The sequence below is a fragment of the Pseudomonas sp. 273 genome (assembly GCF_029201425.1).
GTDB lineage: Bacteria > Pseudomonadota > Gammaproteobacteria > Pseudomonadales > Pseudomonadaceae > Pseudomonas > Pseudomonas delhiensis.
This window is the reverse complement of sequence record NZ_CP116775.1, coordinates 7123982-7144555: the sequence shown is the minus strand read 5'-3', so window position 1 is coordinate 7144555 and position 20574 is coordinate 7123982. Positions and strand designations below refer to the sequence as shown.

The window sequence follows — 20574 nt, the reverse complement described above, 5'->3', positions numbered from 1 at the left end:
GGCAACCGCCATGACCACCGACACCCAAGAAACCACCGGCGGCAACCCCCAGCGCAAGCGCTGGCTGCTGATCCTGCTCGCCGTCGTCATCCTCGCCGGCATCGCCGCGGCGCTCTGGGAGTTCCTCTACGGGCGCTGGCACGAAGACACCGACGATGCCTACGTCAACGGCAACGTGGTGCAGATCACCCCGCAGATCACCGGCACCGTGGTCAGCATCGGCGCCGACGACGGCGACCTGGTGCAGAAGGGCCAGGTACTGGTGAAATTCGACCCCAGCGACGCCGACGTGGCCCTGCAGCAGGCCGAGGCCAACCTGGCCCGCACCGTGCGCCAGGTGCGCGGGCTGTTCAGCAACGTCGACGGCTACAAGGCCGACGTCGCCGCGAAGAAGGTCGCCCTGGCCAAGGCCGAGGCCGACTTCAAGCGCCGGCAGAACCTGGCCAGCGACGGCGCCATCTCCCAGGAGGAACTGGCCCACGCCCGTGACGCCCTGGACACCGCGCGCAACTCGCTGACCAGCGCCGAGCAGCAGCTGGACACCAACCGCGCCCTGGTGGACGACACCGTCGTCGCCTCCCATCCCGACGTCAAGGCATCCGCCGCCAAGCTGCGCCAGGCCTACCTGGACGACGCCCGCGCGGTGATAGTCGCGCCGGTCACAGGCTACGTGGCCAAGCGCACCGTGCAGGTCGGCCAGCGCGTGCAGCCGGGCGCCGCGCTGATGGCGGTGATCCCGCTGGAACAGGTGTGGATCGACGCCAACTTCAAGGAAACCCAGTTGCAGCACATGCGCATCGGCCAGCCGGTGGAGATCCGCTCGGACCTCTACGGCGGCACCGTCAAGTACCAAGGCAGCGTGGAAAGCCTGGGCGTGGGCACCGGCAGCGCCTTCTCCCTGCTGCCGGCGCAGAACGCCACCGGCAACTGGATCAAGATCGTCCAGCGCGTGCCGGTGCGTATCCGCGTCGACGCCAGGCAGTTGGAAGAACACCCGCTGCGCATCGGCCTGTCGATGGACGTCAACGTCGACCTGCACGACCAGAGCGGCCCGGCCCTATCGCAGCAGTCGCCGAAGGAAGCGCTGTTCTCCACCGACGTCTACCAGCAGCAACTGGCCTCGGCGGACCAGCTCATCGAACAACTGATCCACGCCAACATGGCCGACGGCCGCAGCCGCAGCACCGCCGCGCGCTGAGCCCGGAAGCATCATGAGCGAGAACAGCAACGCCGCCTTCAGCCCGCCCAGCCTGGTGATGGCCACCATCGGCCTGTCCCTGGCGACCTTCATGCAGGTGCTGGACACCACCATCGCCAACGTCGCCCTGCCGACCATCTCCGGCAACCTCGGGGTGAGCGCCGAGCAGGGCACCTGGGTGATCACCTCCTTCGCGGTGAGCAACGCCATCGCCCTGCCGCTGACCGGCTGGCTGAGCCGCAAGGTCGGCGAGGTGCGGCTGTTCATCGCCGCCACCATTCTCTTCGTGATCGCCTCCTTCCTCTGCGGCGTGGCCCAGCAGATGGGCATGCTGGTGGGCTTCCGCGCCCTGCAGGGCTTCGTCGCCGGGCCGCTGTACCCGATCACCCAGACGCTGCTGATCTCCATCTATCCACCGGCCAAGCGCGGCATGGCCCTGGCGCTGCTGGCGATGGTCACGGTGGTGGCGCCGATCGCCGGGCCCATCCTCGGCGGCTGGATCACCGACAGCTACAGCTGGCCGTGGATCTTCTTCATCAACGTGCCCATCGGCCTGTTCGCCGCCTTCGTGGTCTACCAGCAACTGAAGAAACGCCCGGTGGTGATCAAGCACGCGCCCATGGACTACATGGGGCTGATCCTGCTGGTCCTGGGCGTGGGCGCCCTGCAGATCGTGCTCGACAAGGGCAACGACCTGGACTGGTTCGAGTCGAACTTCATCGTCGGCGGCACCGTGGTGTCGGTCATCGCCCTGGCGGCCTTCATCATCTGGGAACTGACCGACAAGCACCCGATCGTCAACCTGCGCCTGTTCGTGCACCGCAACTTCACCTTCGGCACCCTGGCGCTGGTGGGCGGCTACGCCGGCTTCTTCGGCATGAACCTGCTGCTGCCGCAGTGGCTGCAGACGCAGATGGGCTACACCGCCACCTGGGCGGGCCTGGCGGCGGCGCCGATCGGCATCCTGCCGGTGTTCCTCTCGCCGCTGGTCGGCCGCTACGCCAACAACTTCGACCTGCGCGTCCTCGCCGGCCTGGCGTTCCTGGTGATGTCCGTCACCAGCTTCATGCGCGCCAGCTTCAACACCGAGGTGGACTACGCCCACATCGCCCTGGTGCAGACCCTCATGGGCCTGGGCGTGGCCTTCTTCTTCATGCCCATCCTGAGCATCCTGCTCTCCGACCTGCCGCCGGACCAGATCGCCGACGGCTCGGGCCTGGCCACCTTCCTGCGCACCCTGGGCGGCAGCTTCGCGGCCTCCCTCACCACCTGGATCTGGGACCGCCGCGCCACCCTGCACCACGCCCACCTGGCGGAAAGCCTGAGCACCTACGACCCGGCCACCCGCAACGCCCTGGACCTGCTGGGCGGCGCCAACCAGCACAGCGCGGCCATGCTCGACCGCATGGTGGAGAGCCAGGCCTACATGCTTTCCACGGTGGAATACTTCACCCTGCTGGGCTGGCTGTTCCTGACCTTGCTGGCCGTCATCTGCCTCGCCAAGCCCCCCTTCGGCGCCAAGCCGGGAGCCGCCGCCAGCGGCCACTGAGCAAGCGGACACAGGCTGGAAAATCAGAGGTTTACACCGCCCGGCGCGTGGCTATAATGGCGTCCCTCCTTGCCGGTATAGCTCAGCTGGTAGAGCAACTGACTTGTAATCAGTAGGTCCCGGGTTCGACTCCTGGTGCCGGCACCATACAGACGAAGGCCCGCAGAAATGCGGGCCTTTTCTTTGACTGGCCTATGCCAGCCCCACCTAGTGCAGGGCGGCAGAGGCACTGCGCTCGGACGAATCACCATCTTGCCCCTGCGCATGGGCAATCTGTACCCGCTCATCAGGAAAGATGCGATTCTCCTTTTCCAGCGTGTAGTAGGTCCTGATGTAGTCCGCGTACTTCAAGAACTGCTCCTTATCGCCGAGGGGAACCCCCGGTTCCATGACGACACCGTCCCTCGTGGTCATGAAGATGTCGCCACCAATTGCTGCGACACCAAAGGGAACGATCCGCTTTGCATCGAAGATCGAACGCCCGATGAAGCTGTTGGCAACCTTCTGCACACCCAGCAGGTGCAGCAGCGTGGGAGCGAAGTCGATTGAACTCCGCCCATCGGCATCAAACTCTTGGGGCAGCACATGGGCGGGGTCGTAGATAGCCAGGGGAATTCGATCCACGAAATATGGCTGATAGTTCTCCCCCGCACCGCGTCGACAAAGGGTGGTTCAGGATAGGTTGCATGGTCCGCCGTAAATACCAGAACCGTGTCCTTGGCGTACTTCGAAGAGAAGAAATAACTCAAGAACTGCCCGAGTTGCTGATCATAGTTGTGCATACGATTCAGAACGGAGTTCTTGCCATCCCCATATTTCTCGCCCCCTTGTGGAACATCCAGAAACGCATGGGTACCGATGTCGTAAAGGCCAATAAAGAAAGGCCTATCGTTTGCAGTCTGGGCTCTGGACTCCAGCATTGCGTTCAGGGATCGGAAAAGATCCTTGTCACTAAGAGATCCGGCAGTCAGAGTAGCCTTACCTTGCAGGAACTCGTCATTCAGGCTGTCGAATGAATAGACCTGGTCGAAGTCCAAAGCACGCAGCATAGTGTTCAACTGGACTGAATCATGATGCGGCGAGAAGAAGTAAGTGTCATATCCACGCGTGCGAAATATTTGCGGCAGTGTCCTGTAGCGAATACGCGCCAGGGATTGCGCATTTTCACCCTCACCCCAGCCGGCACCAGACTGCGCACCTCCCGTTCCCGGATAGCCGGAAGCCATCTGCCCCTGGAGCCCTCGATAGGTCGCCGCGGTGTGATTAAAATAATTGTCGACTCGCATGGAGCGGTCCAAGAGCGCATCGATATTTGGCGTCAAGCCAGGATGGCTTCCGCCATAGGCATTGATCAGGCGCGCCGACATACCCTCGGTGAAAATGACTATGACATTACGCTTCTTCTTGGTCTGAACGACTCTCTCGAAAGGAAGAGCACTGTTGTAGACATAATTCTTCTTGAACGGAAACTCACTATCCTTGACGAAATAGATATCCCCATCAAATTCCGAAGCAGCGGGACGAAACTCATCCATGCGACGCTCAGCCAGGATATAGGTAGTCCGCAACAGAGACAGGAGAGGCGCCTGGTTCCTCTGCAGAGAAATGGCGCCACGCTCATGCGCGGTTGCAAGGAAGGTTACGAGATAGCCAACCAAAACAACGGCCCATACTCCGACAAACAATCTTGGTGCCTGCCTCACCTCGCGATAGCGCCTTGATGTGTGAGAGAACAGCAGAAAAACCCAACCCAACACCACTGTACCTATCATTGCCTTTAGCAGCCAGGTAGTCGTCAAGCGGCTTTCCGCACTATTCTCCATCGCAAGAACAGTGATGTAGCTATTGGACAGATATAGCGAATAAGACTGAGCGACATAAACCATGCCGACGGCCAAAGGAAGAGCCAGATAAATCCCCCATCGCCATACGCTTGAGCGTGCACGACGCATGGGTGAAATAATGACACCCAACCCGCCAAGAATCACAAGCTCAACCAAGGGTAATAGCCCTTTGATCATTTCCGGCGGCAAAGGACCCTGCGCCCTTGCACAATATTTGGCAAATACCGTCAGAAATATCCCTGCTACGCCGAAGAAATAAGCGGCGTATAAAAGCCTGGGATCGAATATGCGCCTCACCTGTAACCTCACTGCCCAAAAGACGTGACGTGATCGACCGAGCAAGTAGCCCTATCCATCTGTCAAAATTTTGCAATCTTAGCAGGATTACCCTGTAGGGTCCTTGCCCACAGGTCAGCCAGAAATCAGGCGCCCGTTGAGACAAGCATGTGATCGCCTCCACGGCAGTCCAGAAGCCCCATTTCGCCACCTACAGGGAACCTTCACTAGATATTGAGGTCGCAGGCGAGAGCTTCCTGCCCGCCCAATGGCTACTCCCGCTGGTTTACTAGCAAGCGACCATGCATATAATCGAGTTTTACTCAGCAAATCAGCCACCTAAGGCTAACCTGAGAATAATTATCAGTTACCCATTGATCGGGGCGACAAAGCCAAGGGCGGCATATTGAATCAGGCATCGGCATCGCTCCCTCACCGCACAGGGAAGGCAGAGCAAGCTTCCGGTACGGTCGCAATCCTGCTTTCCACCTACAACGGCGAGCGTTATCTGGCGGAGCAGTTGGACTCGTTGATCAGCCAGACCCATGGTAACTGGATCATTCATGCCTCGGATGATGGCTCCCGGGACGCGACACTCGCCATCCTGCAGCGCTATCAACGGCAGCTGGGCGAAGGACGACTGGTACTGCACCGGGGGCCAGCAAAAGGGTTCTCGGCCAACTTCCTTTCACTGGTCAGGGCAGCAGGCGTCCAGGCCTGTTACTACGCATTCTGTGACCAGGACGACATCTGGGCGCCCGAGAAACTCGAGCGCGGATTGGCCTGGATCTCCAGCCGGCCGGCAGAAAAACCCCTGCTGCACTGCTCGCGCACTCGCCTGATCGACGAGGCGGGAAAACCGATCGGCCTCTCCCCGCTGTTCGAGGCCCCCTGTCCTTCGAAAATGCATTGGTGCAGAGCATTGCCGGCGGCAACACCATGCTTTTCAACGAAGAAACCCGAAAGCTGCTCGCAACGACCCGGGAATCCAGCCACATCGTTTCCCATGACTGGTGGTCGTATATCCTGGTCACCGGCTGCGGGGGAGAGGTCTGCTATGATCCCGAGCCCACGCTGAATTACCGCCAGCATTCGCAGAACCTGATTGGTTCCAACATATCGATCCGCGGCCGACTGCAGCGCCTGCGCAGGCTCCTGAAAGGCACCTTCAAGACGTGGAACGAGGCGAATCTGGCAGCCCTGGCTCCCATGCGTAGTCATCTGACACCGCACAGCCTGGAAGTCCTTGACCTGTTCGCCCGGGCTCGAGCGGCCCCGCTCCTGCAACGACTCAGGCTGGCGCGCAAGGCAGGCATCTACCGCCAGACCTTTCAGGGCAACCTGGGGCTGTTCATTGCTACTCTTTTCCAGAGGTTTTGACCCATGACCATTCTCGTGACCGGCAGCGCCGGCTTCATCGGCGCCAACTTCGTTCTCGACTGGCTGGCAGGCAATGACGAAAAGGTCATCAGCCTCGACAAGCTGACCTACGCCGGCAACCGCCAGAACCTGGCCAGCCTGGACGACGACGAGCGGCACGTATTCGTGCACGGCGACATCGGCGATGGCGAACTGGTTTCCCGCCTGCTGGCCGAGCACCAGCCCCGCGCCATACTGAACTTCGCCGCCGAATCCCACGTGGACCGCTCCATCCACGGCCCGGAAGATTTCATCCAGACCAACATCGTCGGCACCTTCCGCCTGCTGGAAGCGGTCCGCGCCTACTGGAACGGCCTGGCCGACGAGCCCAAGGCCGCCTTCCGCTTCCTCCACGTCTCCACCGACGAGGTCTACGGCTCGCTGGGCCCGAACGATCCGGCCTTCCGCGAAAGCAACAAGTACGAGCCGAACAGCCCCTACTCGGCCTCCAAGGCCGCGTCCGACCACCTGGTCCGCGCCTACCACCACACCTACGGGCTGCCGGTGCTGACCACCAACTGCTCGAACAACTATGGCCCCTACCACTTCCCCGAGAAGCTGATCCCGCTGGTCATCCACAACGCCCTGGCCGGCAAGCCGCTGCCGATCTACGGCGACGGCCAGCAGGTCCGCGACTGGCTGTACGTGAAGGACCATTGCGCGGCCATCCGCCGCGTGCTGGAAGCCGGCCAGCTGGGCGAGACCTACAACGTCGGCGGCTGGAACGAGAAAGCCAATATCGACGTGGTCCATACCCTGTGCGACATCCTCGACCAGGAGCAGCCGCGGACCGACGGACGGAGCTACCGCGAGCAGATCACATTCGTCAAAGATCGCCCCGGTCACGACCGTCGCTACGCCATCGACGCCACCCGCCTCGAGCGCGAGCTGGGCTGGAAGCCGGCGGAAACCTTCGAGACCGGCATCCGCAAGACCGTGCGCTGGTACCTGGACAACCAGGCCTGGGTGAACAACGTCACCAGCGGCGCATACCGCGAATGGGTAGGTAAGCAGTACGCATGAACAAGATCCTTCTACTCGGCGCCAACGGCCAGGTCGGCTGGGAACTCCAGCGCGCCCTGGCGCCCCTGGCGCAACTGGTGGTCTGCGACAGGCAGCGGGCCGACCTGAGTGACCTGGCGGGCCTGGCCAGGCTAGTCGCCGAAGAGCGCCCCGACGTGATCGTCAACGCCGGCGCCTACACAGCGGTGGACAAGGCCGAAAGCGACGTCGACGCCGCCCGCCGGATCAATGCCGAGGCGGTTGCTACCCTGGCCCAGGCCGCGCGGGAAATCGATGCCTGGCTGGTGCACTACTCCACCGACTACGTCTTCGACGGCAGCGGCGAAGCGCCCTTCGAGGAAGATGCCGCCACCGGCCCCCTGGGCGTCTATGGCCAGACCAAGCTGGAAGGCGAGCTCGCCATCCGCGAGAGCGGCTGCCACCACCTGATCTTCCGTACCAGCTGGGTCTATGCCACGCGCGGGGCGAACTTCGCCAAGACCATGCTGCGCCTGGCCAAGGAGCGCGACGAACTGCGCGTCATCGCCGACCAGGTGGGCGCACCGACCAGCGCCGAGCTGATCGCCGACGTCACCGCCCTGGCGCTGCAACGCCTCGCCCATGATGCCGACCTGCGCGAGCGGGCCAGCGGCACCTATCACCTGGTAGCCAGCGGCGAGACCAGCTGGCACCGCTACGCCCAGTTCGTCATCGGCGAAGCCATCCGCCTGGGCGCCGGCCTGCGCGCCACGCCGGAGCGCATCGCCCCCATCGCCACCAGCGAATACCCGCTGCCGGCGAAACGCCCGGACAACTCGCGCCTGGCCAACGACAAGCTGCAACGCACCTTCGGCCTGGTACTGCCCGCCTGGGAGTACCATGTCCAACGCATGATCCGGGAACTGGTAGACCAGGGAGCAGTATGAAACGCAAAGGCATCATCCTCGCCGGGGGTTCCGGCACCCGCCTCCACCCGGCGACCCTGGCCATCTCCAAGCAGTTGCTGCCGGTCTACGACAAGCCGATGATCTACTACCCGCTCAGCACCCTGATGCTGGCGGGCATCCGCGACATCCTGATCATCTCCACCCCGCAGGACACCCCGCGCTTCGAGCAACTGCTCGGCGACGGCAGCCAGTGGGGCCTGAACCTGCAATACGCCGTGCAACCTTCGCCGGATGGCCTGGCCCAGGCATTCCTGATCGGCGAGGAGTTCATCGGCAACGACCTCTGCGCGCTGGTGCTGGGCGACAACATCTACCACGGCCACGACTTCCAGGAGCTGCTGCTCAACGCCATGCAGCGCGATGCTGGCGCCAGCGTCTTCGCCTATCACGTGCATGATCCGGAACGTTACGGCGTGGTCGAGTTCGACGCCGATGGCAAGGCCATCAGCCTCGAAGAGAAGCCGGCCAAGCCGAAGTCCAGCTACGCGGTGACCGGCCTGTACTTCTACGACAACCAGGTGGTCGACATCGCCAAGAACATCAAGCCCTCCGCCCGCGGCGAGCTGGAGATCACCGACGTCAACAAGGCCTACCTGGAAGCCGGCAAGCTTTCCGTGGAGATCATGGGCCGCGGCTACGCCTGGCTGGACACCGGCACCCACGACTCGCTGCTGGAGGCCAGCCACTTCATCGCCACCCTGGAAAACCGCCAGGGCCTGAAGGTCGCCTGCCCGGAAGAGATCGCCTTCCGCCAGAAGTGGATCAGCGCCGAGCAGTTGGAAGCCCTGGCCGCCCCTCTGGCCAAGAATGGCTATGGCCAATACCTGAAACGCCTGCTGGTCGAGACCGTCTACTGATGAAAGCCACCCGTCTTGCAATCCCCGAAGTGGTCCTGATCGAGCCCAAGGTTTTCGGTGACGACCGGGGTTTCTTCTTCGAAAGCTTCAACCACCAGCAATTCGAGGAAGCCATCGGCCGCCCGGTCAAGTTCGTCCAGGACAACCATTCGCGCTCGTCGAAAGGCGTGCTGCGCGGCCTGCACTACCAGCTCCAGAATCCCCAGGGGAAACTGGTGCGCGTGGTCAATGGCGAAGTCTTCGACGTCGCCGTGGACATGCGCCGCTCCTCGCCGACCTTCGGCAAGTGGGTGGGCGCGCTGCTGAGCGCGGAAAACAAGCACCAGCTGTGGGTGCCGGAAGGCTTCGCCCATGGCTTCGTGGTGCTGTCGGAGTCGGCGGACTTCCTCTACAAGACCACCGATTATTACGCGCCGCAGCATGAGCGCTGCCTGGCCTGGAACGATGCCGAGGTGGGCGTGGACTGGATGCTCGAGCGTCTCGATGGCGTCGCTCCGCAGCTCTCGGCCAAGGACCAGGTCGGCAAGTCGTTCTCAGAGGCCGAGTGCTACGCATGAACCCCCATGCTGCGGCCCCGGTCTCCCTGCCGTCTCTACTGCGCAGCCTGTGGGCCCATGGACAATTGATCGTGCAAATGACCCGCCGCGAAGTGGTGGGGCGCTACAAGGGCTCGGTCATGGGGCTGCTGTGGTCCTTCCTCAATCCGCTGTTCATGCTGGCGGTGTATACCTTCGTGTTCTCGGTGGTATTCAAGGCCCGCTGGGGCGGCAGCGAAGATGAAAGCCGCGGCCAGTTCGCCGTCATCCTGTTCGCCGGGATGATCGTGCACGGCCTCTTCGCCGAAGTGCTGAACCGGGCGCCGACGCTGATTCTCGGCAACGTCAACTACGTGAAGAAAGTGGTCTTCCCGTTGGAGATCCTGCCGGTGGTCAGCCTGGCTGCGGCGCTCTTCCACAGCCTGGTGAGCGTCGTCGTACTGCTGGGCGCCAAACTGCTGATTACCGGCACCCTGCAGTGGACATCGGTATTCCTGCCGCTGGTCCTGCTGCCACTGATGATCTTCACCCTGGGCCTGGCCTGGTTTCTCGCCTCCCTTGGCGTCTACCTGCGCGACGTGGGCCAGACAATCGGAATCCTCACCACCATCATGCTGTTCCTGTCCCCGGTGTTCTTCCCAGTCACCGCGCTGCCGGAAAACCTGCGCCCATTGATGATGGCCAACCCGCTGACCTTCATCATCGAGCAGGCCCGGGATGTGCTGATCTGGGGCCACCTGCCGGCCTGGCGAGGCCTGGCGCTCTACATGCTGGCATCCAGCCTGACCGCCTGGCTCGGCTATGCCTGGTTCCAGAAGACCCGTCGAGGTTTTGCGGATGTCCTCTGACGATGTGGCGATCCGCGTCCGCGGTATCAGCAAGTGCTTCACGACATACGACAAGCCCCATGACCGCCTGAAACAGGCGTTCATGCCACGCCTGTACCGCTTGCTGGGCCGCCCCGCGCCCCACTATGGCCGGGAATTCTGGGCGCTGAAGGACATCGACTTCGAAATTGCCCGTGGCGAAACCGTGGGCATCGTCGGCCGTAACGGTTCCGGCAAGTCGACCCTGCTACAGATCATTTGCGGCACCCTGATGCCGACCAGCGGCGAGGTCGAAACCCATGGCCGCATCGCCGCGCTGCTGGAGCTGGGCTCGGGCTTCAACCCCGAATTCAGCGGGCGCGAGAACGTCTACCTGAACGCCTCGGTCCTCGGGCTGAGCCGCCAGGAAGTGGACCAGCGCTTCGACAGCATCCTGGCCTTCGCCGACATCGGCGACTTCATCGACCAGCCGGTGAAGAACTACTCCAGCGGCATGGCGCTGCGCCTGGCCTTTGCGGTGCAGGCGCAAGTCGACCCGGACATCATGATCGTGGACGAGGCGCTGGCCGTCGGGGACGCACGTTTCCAGGCCAAATGCTTCGAGCGCCTGCGCCAGCTGAAGGAAAATGGCACCAGCATCCTGCTGGTCACCCACTCCAGCGAACAGGTGGTCACCCACTGCTCGCGCGCCATTCTCCTGGATTCGCACCGGGTACGGATGATCGGCGAACCGCGGCCGGTGATGAATCGCTACATGGATTTGCTGTTCGGCCGCGAGAAACGCGAGGGCAACTCCACCGAGGCACCTGTCGCGCAACTGGCTGCGGAGGAATCGCAGCTCAGCTTCGACGAGGATACCTTCGCCAGCCGGCCCCATTACAACCCCCACGAATACCGCTGGGGCGACGGTGGCGCAAGCATCCTCGACTTCGAGCTGCGTGCCGATGGACGTGCCTTCTCCCACAGCGCGGAATCTGGAACGAAGATCACGCTGGATGTGGCCATCCGTTTCAATCACCTGGTGGTCAATCCGATCCTAGGCTTCAACATCAAGACCAAGGAGGGCGTCACCCTCTGCGGCAGCAACTCCTTCCTGCTGGGCTGCGATCAGTTCCAGGGCTCTGGCCAGCCGGGGCAGGTGCTGCGCATGCGCCTGCAGTTCCACAATCACTTGGCCTGCGGCGACTATTTTCTTTCACTGGGCATAGCTTCACGACAGGGCGAGGACATAGTCCCGCATGATCGTCGCTATGACTCCATACACCTGGTGGTGGCACCCACCGAGACAGTCCTGGGACTCGTTGACCTAGGATTGACCATGGAAATGAATCAGGTACTCGTTGATGTTCCAACTTGAGAGCAAGGGCTATGTGTTCGTTGCCGAGCAGGGGATCTGGATGCGCCCCGAATTTGCCGGTATTGCCTATAACGACGGCGACAGCGCAGAAAACCGGCTGGCTCGCATCGTGCGGCAAGCCACTGACACGTCCGTGTTCTCGGCCGAGCTGCGCCAGCAATGCCGGGACTGGCAGACGCTCTACCACCTGAGCTCGCAACGGGGCAACGTGCTGCGCCCCTTCGCGCACCTGCTCGGGGCAGGACCCTGGAGATCGGCGCCGGCTGCGGTGCAATCACCCGCTACCTCGGTGAAGCCGGTGGCCAGGTACTGGCCCTGGAAGGCAGCCCGCGCCGCGCCACCATCGCTGCCAGCCGCACCCGGGACCTGGACAACGTCTCCGTCCTGGCCGAGCGTTTCGAAGACTTCCAGAGCGAGGAACGCTTCGACGTCATCACACTGATTGGCGTTCTCGAATATGCCAATTTGTTTACGCCAGGCGAAACACCGACTCTGCGCATGCTGCAAAAGGCATTGCAGCTGCTCAAGCCGGACGGCCGGTTGCTGATCGCGATCGAAAACCAGCTAGGCCTAAAGTACTTTGCCGGCGCCCCGGAAGATCACCTGGGCCAACCCATGTACGGCATCGAAGGGCGCTACCGCGACGGCCAGCCGCAGACCTTCGGCCGCCATGCTCTAGATCGGCTGCTTCGCCAGGCCGGCTATGCAGCCATCGACTTCCTGGCGCCGTTCCCTGACTACAAGTTCCCGAAATCCATCGTGACCGAACGGGGCAGCACCGCGCCCGACTTCGATGCCGCAGCCCTTGCCTGGCAAAGTGTCCTGGCAGACCCGCAACTGCCGCCCGAGCCCTATTTCAACCTGGGCAGCGCCTGGCCGGTCATCTTCGAAAATCGCTTGGGAATGGAGTTGGCCAACTCCTTCATCATCGCCGCCAGCCCCCGCCAACAGTCTGCGCTCGATGCCGATATCCTGGCCTTCCATTACAGCACCGAACGCCGCGTCCAGTTCTGCAAGGAAGCACTCTTCAGAGAAACTCAGGGCCGGGGCATCGAAGTCGTCTATCGACCACTGGCCCAGGCCAGCCAGGCAGACTCCGATACCTATCGCTTCGATCTTCCAGGGAAAGAAAGCTACAAGACAGGCCACGTCTTCAGCCAGCGCTACCTGGAACTGTTCAAGACGCCCGGCTGGACCCTCGCCGAACTTGCAAGACTGATCGGTGCTCACTGCCAGTATCTTCTCGACCTATCCGGCATTGCAGGGGACGTGGCGGACGTCACCATTCGTACCCTGCTGCCTGCCGAGTTCCTCGACGCGCTGCCGCAAAACATCATCATAGCCCCGGACGGCACACCCCAGCTCTTCGATCTGGAGTGGCGCGCCACTACGGATGTCGAACTGGGAAATATCGTTTTCCGCGGGTTGTTCTTCCTGCTGCACCATGCAAGCGAGATCGTGCCTCTTGCAGAGGCCCCAGATATATCCCGCAGGGGCTTCATCGAGCGAGCCATGGAGGCAGCCGGTCTGCCCCTGGACGAGGCGGACCTGACACGCTATCTCGCACGGGAAATCGAATTTCAACAGCAGGTCACCGGGATATCGCAAAGCGTCCTGGAGGATTGGAAGCCCGATTCTCCATTGGTACCAGACCACGCCTCGGCGGTTCAATTCGCCAGCCTGTACTTTGCCAGCGCGGACGAAGAGTACTCGGAAGGCAGCGCCCTGCGGCAACAGATCCGCCCCGGCCGGCAACAACTCTGCTTCACCATCGATCAGGCACAAGGAGCGGTAGCTCGTCTACGCCTGGATCCGGCCGACCAGCCCACCTGGATGGTCATTCACGATATCGTCGTGCTCAATAGCCAACAGGAAACGCTCTGGCGTTTCTCCGAAGCTCCCGATCAGGCGCTTCGCGCCGATATTCAGGAGATTTTCCCCGGCCAGAATGCCAACCTGTTCTACTCCATCGGCAATGACCCCTACCTGCTTGTTCCGCAAGTATTCCCGGCACAGGCGGGCCTTGAGGTACGGGTCGATCTGGAACTGCTGAGCAAGCAACAGGTTGTCGCGCAATTTGTTCGACAGACAGCGGATTTGGCCGATCTACAGAATAAATGTGCGCAGACGCAGGATGAACTGGCTGGCACACAACAGCATGTGCGCAATTTGATGGCACATCTGCAGCAGGCCCAGGAGGCGCAAAGCTCGCTCTCCAACGCGTTGGCGCTCACCCATGCCTCGCTGAGCTGGAAGATCACCCGCCCGCTACGCTTCGCCGGCCGCCGACTGCGTGAGGCCAGATTCAAACTGGCCCCCGTCACCCACCGCGTGAAGCGCCTGGCCATAGTCTCGCAAAACGTCATCCAGCGGGAGCAAGGTCTTGTACCAGCGCTCAGGAAAGGGCTCCGCATCCTGAAACGCGACGGCCTGTCGGGATTCCGCTCTCGGCTGCGCCGGGAGAACCGCTCGTTGCTCCTGGGCCAATCCCCGGACACCCCGCTGGCAGGCGAGCCCCCCTACGACTACACGCAGTGGATCAGCAACTTCGACAGCATCTCCGACGATTATCGCCAGCAGTTGGTCGATGCTGGCGAGCGACTGGCCCTGCAGCCGAAAATCTCGGTAGTCATGCCGGTGTACAACCCGCCGCTGCATCTGCTGGAAGCCGCCATCCAGTCGGTCATCGCACAAACCTATTCGCACTGGGAACTGTGCATTGCCGACGACGCCTCCAAGAACGAAGGCGTAAAGGAAGTTCTGGATCGCTTCAGCGCCGCCGACCCCCGAGTCAAGGTGGTCTATCGGGAAAACAATGGCCATATCTCCAATGCCAGCAACTCGGCACTGGAAATTGCCAGCGGCGATTATATTGCGCTGATGGATCAGGACGATCTGCTGGCAGAGCACGCCCTTTACACTGTAGCCAAGGCGATCAATGAAAATCCCGACGCCGGCGTGCTCTATTCCGATGAAGACAAGATAGACGAACAGGGCAAGCGTTCCGCACCCTATTTCAAGTCGGACTGGAACCTGTACCTATTCCGCTCGCAGAACATGATCAGCCACCTGGGCGTTTATCGCCGCGATCTCGTCGAGTCCGTGGGCGGCTTCCGCGTCGGCTACGAAGGCTCTCAGGACTACGATCTGGCGCTGCGCTGCGTTGAGCAGCTGGAACGCGGGCAGATAGTCCATATCCCCCATGTTCTTTATCACTGGCGCATCCATAGTGGCAGCACGGCACTGGCGTCCGACGAGAAGCCCTACGCAGCACTCGCCGGCCTCAAGGCACTGGGTGATCACCTGCAGCGCACCGGCTGTGCAGGCAAAACGATGCTGCTGCCGATCGGCATGTACCGTGTGCAGTACCAGGTGCCGGAACCAGCCCCATTGGTCAGCCTGATCATCCCGACGCGTAATGCGCGCGAGTTGGTGAAGCAATGCATCGACAGCATCCTGGGACTCACCACCTACCCGGCCTACGAAATCCTCCTGGTCGACAACGGCTCCGACGACCCCGCCGCCCTGGAATACTTCGCGGAGCTGTCGCAGAACGAACGGATCAAGATCATCCGCGATGACGGCCCGTTCAACTATTCGGCGCTGAACAACAATGCCGTCCGCCAGTCGCGCGGCGAATACATAGGCCTGATCAACAACGACATCGAGGTGATCACCCCGCAATGGCTGGAGGAAATGGTCGCCCTGGCCGCCCAGCCCGGGGTAGGCGCGGTTGGCGCCCGCCTCTGGTATCCGGACGACAGGCTGCAGCATGCCGGCGTGGTGATCGGCATGGGAGGCGTGGCAGGACATGCCCATCGCCTGTTGCCGAAGGAGCACGGTGGCTACTTCGGTCGAGCCCTGCTGACCCAGGAGTTCTCGGCCGTCACCGCGGCCTGCCTGCTGGTGAGTCGCAAGGCCTTCGATGAGCTCGGCGGCCTGAACGAAGTGCAGTTGAAGGTCGCCTTCAACGATGTCGACTTCTGCCTGCGCCTGCTGGAGGCCGGATACACCAACGTCTGGACTCCCTACGCCGAGCTCTACCACCACGAGTCCGCCAGTCGTGGGGCGGAAGATACGCCGGAGAAGCAGGCGCGCTTCGAGAAGGAAGTCGACTACATGCTGCAACGCTGGCCGGATATCCTCAGCGACTACGCGTACAACCCTAACCTGACGTTGACCAATACCGACTTCGGCCTGGGTTGGCCGCCGCGGGTCAAACCCGTGCTGGAGCAGGCGAGCTCGGCCGGCACGCCCAGCCTGGCACGACGCAGCTTACTGCTGACACCCCGGCCGCTGGATGCGGTTGCAGCGGCGACCCCGGAAGAGGCACCCTAGCGCTGGCAATGACACAACAATAACAAGGCCACCCCGAGGGGTGGCCCAACAGCAGGACGCCCATGACCTCGTACGATCGGGAAAACATCACCTGGCATCACGGCAGCATGCCTCCCGGCAAGCGCCGCCAACTGTTCGGTCAGCGCCCCTGCACCATCTGGCTGACCGGCCTCAGTGGCGCAGGCAAGTCGACCCTGGCCTTCGCGCTCGAGCATGCCCTGGTCGACCTCGGCCGGGCCTGCTTTGTGCTTGATGGCGACAACGTCCGCCACGGCCTGAACCGCAACCTCGGTTTCTCGGCGGCCGACCGGACGGAGAACATCAGGCGCGTGGCGGAAGTCGCGAAACTGATGAACGATGCCGGGCTGATCGTCATCAGCGCCTTCATTTCCCCTTTCCGGGAGGATCGCGCCATGGCCCGCGAGATCATAGGCGCGGATCGTTTCAATGAAGTCCACGTCAGCACGCCGCTGGAAGTCTGCGAATCCCGCGATCCGAAGGGGCTATATCACAAGGCGCGAAACGGAGAAATCGCGGACTTCACCGGCATTTCATCGCCCTACGAAACGCCGGATGCCGCACAATTGGTGCTGGATACCAGCCAGCTGGACAAGGCGGCAGCGCTCGACCGCCTGCTCGGCGCGGTGCTCAGCGCCTGTCGCGACGAAGCCTGAGGGTCAGGCCATGACCCGTAGGTTGCATTAGCCACCGTCAACCCATGGTCGCGGCCGCCAAGGCGAGGACAAAGCTGTCAACAACCGCTATCAGCACTTGATCATAGAGCCAGAACTTGATCAATATGACAACGATGTGCAGATACTTCATCCGGACGTCGCAATAGTGCAGATCAGCCCTGCCGTGCTCGATTTCAGCCTGACTGGCGCCAGCCGGCTATTCCTGCCATCCGTCTCGAAGTCTCGCCCGCGCAGCAAGCCTTTCCCGGTGCGGTAGCATAAGGGTGTGGCCGTTATACGACGTACGCGGGGACTTTCCGGACTGGCCATACAATGAGCAATGAGCGCGGCGGCTCTCAACAATTGATATCTGCGAAATGTTCTGTCGTGTACTCCAGTTCGTGGCCTACCGTTTGCAGAACCACCGGACTGTTGACGTCGCGCTGGTAGAGTCCCCATCCACTAGCCGACAGGAGTCAGGAGTCGCCCATGAAACTGTTGATCCCCACGGGCTACCCTGCACTTTCCTTGTTCGCCGTTCTGCTTCTGGCTCTGCTCTGGCCCCTCTATCACTTCGCCGAGCGCTACTACAGCGAACAACTCGCCGAGCAGAACCAGCAGACCCTCGACCTCTACGTCGGCAACCTGCTAGGTACGCTGCGCCGCTACGAGGACCTGCCACCGATCCTCAGCGAGCTGCCGGCGCTGCGAGCCACCCTGCGGCAAACCGAAGACCTGGAAACCCGGGATGCGGCGAATGCCCGTCTGGCGGAGATCTGCCGGCGCACCGGCGCCGACGTCATCTACCTGATGCGCCCAGACGGCCTGACCCAGGCCGCCTCCAACTGGGACCAGCCGGACAGCTTCGTCGGCCGCAATTTCTCCTTCCGTCCCTATTACAAGGAGGCGATGCAGGGCAAACCGGCGCGCTTCTTCGGCCTGGGCACCACCTCCAACCGGCGTGGCTACTACTTCGCCAGTGACGTTCGCGAAGGCGAAAGATTGCTGGGCGTCCTGGTGGTCAAGCTGGACCTGGAGCATATGGAGCAGCTCTGGGGCAACACGCCGGAGCAGTTGCTGGTCACCGACAGCAATGGCGTGGTCATCCTTTCCTCCAACGGCGCCTGGCGTTTCCATGCCAGCCGTCCGCTGTCACCGGCCAAGCGGCGCGAGATCGCCGAGAACATCCCCTATCCGGTGCTCGACCCCAAGCCTCTGCAGATCGACGAGAAACGCTGGATCAGCCTCAGCCGCGAGCTGCCGGAAACCGGCTGGACAGTGAGCATCTACACGCCGAAGACGCAGATCGACCGCCCGGTACGCAGCGTGCTGCTGATAGGCGGTGCAACCCTCATGACCCTGCTGCTGCTGCTCGTCCTGCTGAGCATCAGCCGCCGCCATTACCTCGAGCGTATCGCCCTGGAGGCCCGGGCCAAGCGCCAGTTGGAAATGCGCGTGCTGGAGCGTACCCAGGAACTGGAAGGCGCCAATGCCCGACTGCAGCAGGAGGTGCATGACCGCGAACAGGCCCAGCGCGAGCTGATGCACGCCCAGGACGAAGTGGTCCAGGCCGGCAAGCTGACGGCCCTGGGCACCATGTCGGCGAGCATCAGCCACGAGCTCAACCAGCCGCTCGCCGCCATCCGCAGCTATGCCGACAACGCCCGGGTGCTGCTCGACCACCAGCGCCTCGACGACGCCCGCGGCAACCTCGAGCAGATCAGCTCGCTGACCGAGCGCATGGCCTCGATCATCGCCCACCTCAAGGCCTACGCCCGAGGCGCCCGTCGCGCGCCGGAAAACGTCGCCCTGCAGCCCGCGATCAACGACGCCCTGGCGCTGGTGGCCAGTCGGCGCCAGGCGATGAACGTCGAACTGCAACGCGACCTGCCCGATGCGCCAATCTGGGTGCAGGCAGGGGAAACGCGCCTGCGGCAGATCCTCGCCAACCTGCTCTCCAACGCGCTCGACGCCCTCAGCGAGAAGGCCCCGCCACGGCGCCTCTGGCTCACGGCCGAGCAGACGCCGGACGGCATCGTCCTGTACCTGCGCGACAACGGCCCGGGCTTCTCCGAACAGGCCCTGGCCCACGCCCGCGAACCCTTCTTCACCACCAAGACCAGCGCCAAGGGGCTCGGCCTCGGCCTGGCCATCTGCGACACTCTGCTGCGCGCCCTCGGCGGCCGCCTGGAACTGGGCAATCACCCCGAGGGCGGCGCTCTCGTACAATTGCACCTGTTGCCGGGCATCCCCGGCGTGATGCCGACGCCCCAGGAGGAAACCCGCGCATGAGCAGCGCCGCATTCGCAGCCGATACCCAGGTCCTGCTGATCGACGATGATCCGCACCTGCGCCAGGCGCTGGGCCAGACCCTCGATCTCGCCGGCTTCCATGCCACCAGCCTGGGCGATGCCAGGGATCTGGACGCCAGCCTCGCGCGCGACTGGCCGGGCGTGGTGGTGAGCGATATCCGCATGCCTGGCGTCGACGGCCTGCAGTTGCTGGAGCAGTTGCACGCCCAGGACCCGGAGCTGCCGGTGATCCTGATCACCGGGCACGGCGACGTGCCCCTGGCGGTCAAGGCCATGCGCGCCGGCGCCTACGACTTCCTCGAGAAGCCCTTCCCCAGCGACGCCCTGCTCGACAGCGTGCGTCGCGCCCTGGAGGTGCGCCGCCTGGTGCTGGAGAACCGCAGCCTGCGCATGGCCCTGGCCGAGCGCAAGGAACTGAAGGGGCGCCTGGTCGGCCAGTCGGCCGGCATGCAGCGCCTGCAGGAGCAGGTCGCAGCCTTGGCCGGCCTGCAAGCCGACGTGCTGATCCTCGGCGAGACCGGCTCCGGCAAAGAAGTGGTCGCCCGCGCCCTGCACGACCTTTCCGGCCGGCGCAACGGCCCCTTCGTCGCTATCAACGCCGGCGCCCTGGCCGAGTCGGTGGTGGAAAGCGAGCTGTTCGGCCATGAGCAGGGCGCGTTCACCGGCGCGCAGAAGCGCCGCATCGGCAAGTTCGAGTTCGCCAACGGCGGCACCCTGTTCCTCGACGAGATCGAGAGCATGAGCCTGGATGTGCAGGTCAAGCTGCTACGCCTGCTACAGGAACGGGTGGTCGAGCGGCTCGGCTCGAACCAGTTGATCCCCTGGACATCCGCATCATCGCCGCGACCAAGGAGGACCTGCGCCTGGCCGCCGACGACGGCCGCTTCCGCGCCGACCTCTATTACCGCCTGAACGTCGCCAGCCTGCGCATTCCGCCCCTGCGCGAGCGCGGCGAGGACATCCTGCTGCTGTTCCAGCATTTCGCCGAGGGAGCCGCGCAGCGCCACGGCATCCCGCCGCGCAGCCTAGCGCCGGCACAACGCGCGCAACTGCTCGGCCACAGCTGGCCGGGCAATGTGCGCGAGCTACAGAACGTCGCCGAACGCTTCGCCCTGGGCCTGGACCTCGGCCTCGACGAACAGGTGGCGCACATGCCAGCTGCGATTTCCGGCGACTCCCTGAACGAGCAGGTGGAAGCCTTCGAGCGCGCCCTGATCGCCGCCGAGATGGCCAACCAGCACGCCTCGCTGCGAAGCCTGTCCGAGGCGCTGGGCGTACCGCGCAAGACCCTGCACGACAAGTTGCGCAAGCACGGGCTGCTGTTCAATCAGCCAGAAGGTACGCCAGGGGAAGATTGAGGCCCCCTCTGTCAGTTATCGGCTTTTTCTACACCAATTCAGCAGCTAGTATCCTGCGCTTGCAGATTTACAAGAACGTA

14 protein-coding genes, 1 tRNA gene and 2 pseudogenes are annotated in these 20574 nt (G+C 62.9%); 15 read left to right on the top strand and 2 right to left on the bottom strand.

The window, feature by feature from the left end; translation table 11 throughout:
- Positions 1-10 precede the first annotated feature (10 nt).
- From PKO50_RS32675 to PKO50_RS32665, 3 genes are all read left to right on the top strand, one after another.
- A complete protein-coding gene (locus PKO50_RS32675; protein ID WP_275628326.1) occupies positions 11-1198 on the top strand; it encodes an efflux RND transporter periplasmic adaptor subunit in 1188 nt (395 codons plus the stop codon).
- Between the two features lie 13 nt (positions 1199-1211).
- Complete coding sequence (locus PKO50_RS32670) at positions 1212-2747, top strand: DHA2 family efflux MFS transporter permease subunit (RefSeq protein ID WP_275628325.1); 1536 nt, start codon at positions 1212-1214, stop codon at positions 2745-2747.
- Positions 2748-2818: 71 nt separating this feature from the next.
- Positions 2819-2894: transfer RNA gene (locus PKO50_RS32665), tRNA-Thr, on the top strand.
- Positions 2895-2954: 60 nt separating this feature from the next.
- Here the strand turns inward: PKO50_RS32665 and PKO50_RS32660 are convergent.
- Both PKO50_RS32660 and PKO50_RS32655 read right to left on the bottom strand, forming a co-directional pair.
- Positions 2955-3098 carry a hypothetical protein gene (locus tag PKO50_RS32660; protein ID WP_275628324.1) on the bottom strand — a complete coding sequence of 48 codons (144 nt, stop codon included), beginning with the start codon at positions 3096-3098 and terminating at the stop codon, positions 2955-2957.
- A gap of 59 nt (positions 3099-3157) precedes the next feature.
- The gene (locus PKO50_RS32655; protein WP_275628323.1) at positions 3158-4888 is read right to left on the bottom strand and encodes a sulfatase-like hydrolase/transferase; all 1731 of its coding nucleotides are present in this window, start codon (positions 4886-4888) and stop codon (positions 3158-3160) included.
- Positions 4889-5273: 385 nt separating this feature from the next.
- On the opposite strand from PKO50_RS32655, the pseudogene PKO50_RS32650 reads away from it, so the two are divergent.
- The 12 genes and pseudogenes from PKO50_RS32650 to PKO50_RS32595 all read left to right on the top strand — a co-directional run.
- Positions 5274-5603: pseudogene (locus PKO50_RS32650) on the top strand (glycosyltransferase); the annotation flags it as partial.
- Between the two features lie 176 nt (positions 5604-5779).
- Positions 5780-6247, top strand: a complete 468-nt coding sequence (locus tag PKO50_RS32645) for a hypothetical protein (protein WP_275630572.1) — start codon at positions 5780-5782, stop codon at positions 6245-6247.
- A 3-nt stretch (positions 6248-6250) separates the two neighbouring features.
- On the top strand, positions 6251-7309 hold the full coding sequence (gene rfbB, locus PKO50_RS32640) for a dTDP-glucose 4,6-dehydratase (protein WP_275628322.1): 1059 nt from the start codon (positions 6251-6253) through the stop codon (positions 7307-7309).
- Positions 7306-8214: a dTDP-4-dehydrorhamnose reductase gene (gene rfbD, locus PKO50_RS32635; protein ID WP_275628321.1), complete on the top strand. Its 909-nt coding sequence runs from the start codon at positions 7306-7308 to the stop codon at positions 8212-8214. The genes rfbB and rfbD overlap by 4 nt, the downstream gene beginning before the upstream one ends.
- Complete coding sequence (gene rfbA, locus PKO50_RS32630; protein WP_275628320.1) at positions 8211-9092, top strand: glucose-1-phosphate thymidylyltransferase RfbA; 882 nt, start codon at positions 8211-8213, stop codon at positions 9090-9092. Before rfbD ends, rfbA begins: the two co-directional genes overlap by 4 nt.
- Complete coding sequence (gene rfbC / locus PKO50_RS32625) at positions 9092-9649, top strand: dTDP-4-dehydrorhamnose 3,5-epimerase (RefSeq protein WP_275628319.1); 558 nt, start codon at positions 9092-9094, stop codon at positions 9647-9649. Before rfbA ends, rfbC begins: the two co-directional genes overlap by 1 nt.
- Positions 9646-10476 (top strand): ABC transporter permease, encoded by an 831-nt coding sequence (locus PKO50_RS32620; protein WP_275628318.1) that lies wholly within the window; start codon positions 9646-9648, stop codon positions 10474-10476. Before rfbC ends, PKO50_RS32620 begins: the two co-directional genes overlap by 4 nt.
- The gene (locus PKO50_RS32615; protein WP_275628317.1) at positions 10466-11812 is read left to right on the top strand and encodes an ABC transporter ATP-binding protein; all 1347 of its coding nucleotides are present in this window, start codon (positions 10466-10468) and stop codon (positions 11810-11812) included. Before PKO50_RS32620 ends, PKO50_RS32615 begins: the two co-directional genes overlap by 11 nt.
- Before the next feature lie 159 nt (positions 11813-11971).
- Positions 11972-16150, top strand: coding sequence for a glycosyltransferase (locus tag PKO50_RS32610; RefSeq protein WP_275628316.1), 4179 nt, complete (start codon positions 11972-11974; stop codon positions 16148-16150).
- A gap of 62 nt (positions 16151-16212) precedes the next feature.
- A complete protein-coding gene (gene cysC / locus PKO50_RS32605; RefSeq protein ID WP_275628315.1) occupies positions 16213-16824 on the top strand; it encodes an adenylyl-sulfate kinase in 612 nt (203 codons plus the stop codon).
- 489 nt (positions 16825-17313) lie between these two features.
- A complete protein-coding gene (locus tag PKO50_RS32600; RefSeq protein WP_275628314.1) occupies positions 17314-19116 on the top strand; it encodes a sensor histidine kinase in 1803 nt (600 codons plus the stop codon).
- Positions 19113-20494 (top strand): annotated as a pseudogene (locus PKO50_RS32595) (sigma-54 dependent transcriptional regulator). The gene PKO50_RS32600 and the pseudogene PKO50_RS32595 overlap by 4 nt, the downstream one beginning before the upstream one ends.
- Positions 20495-20574: the final 80 nt, after the last annotated feature.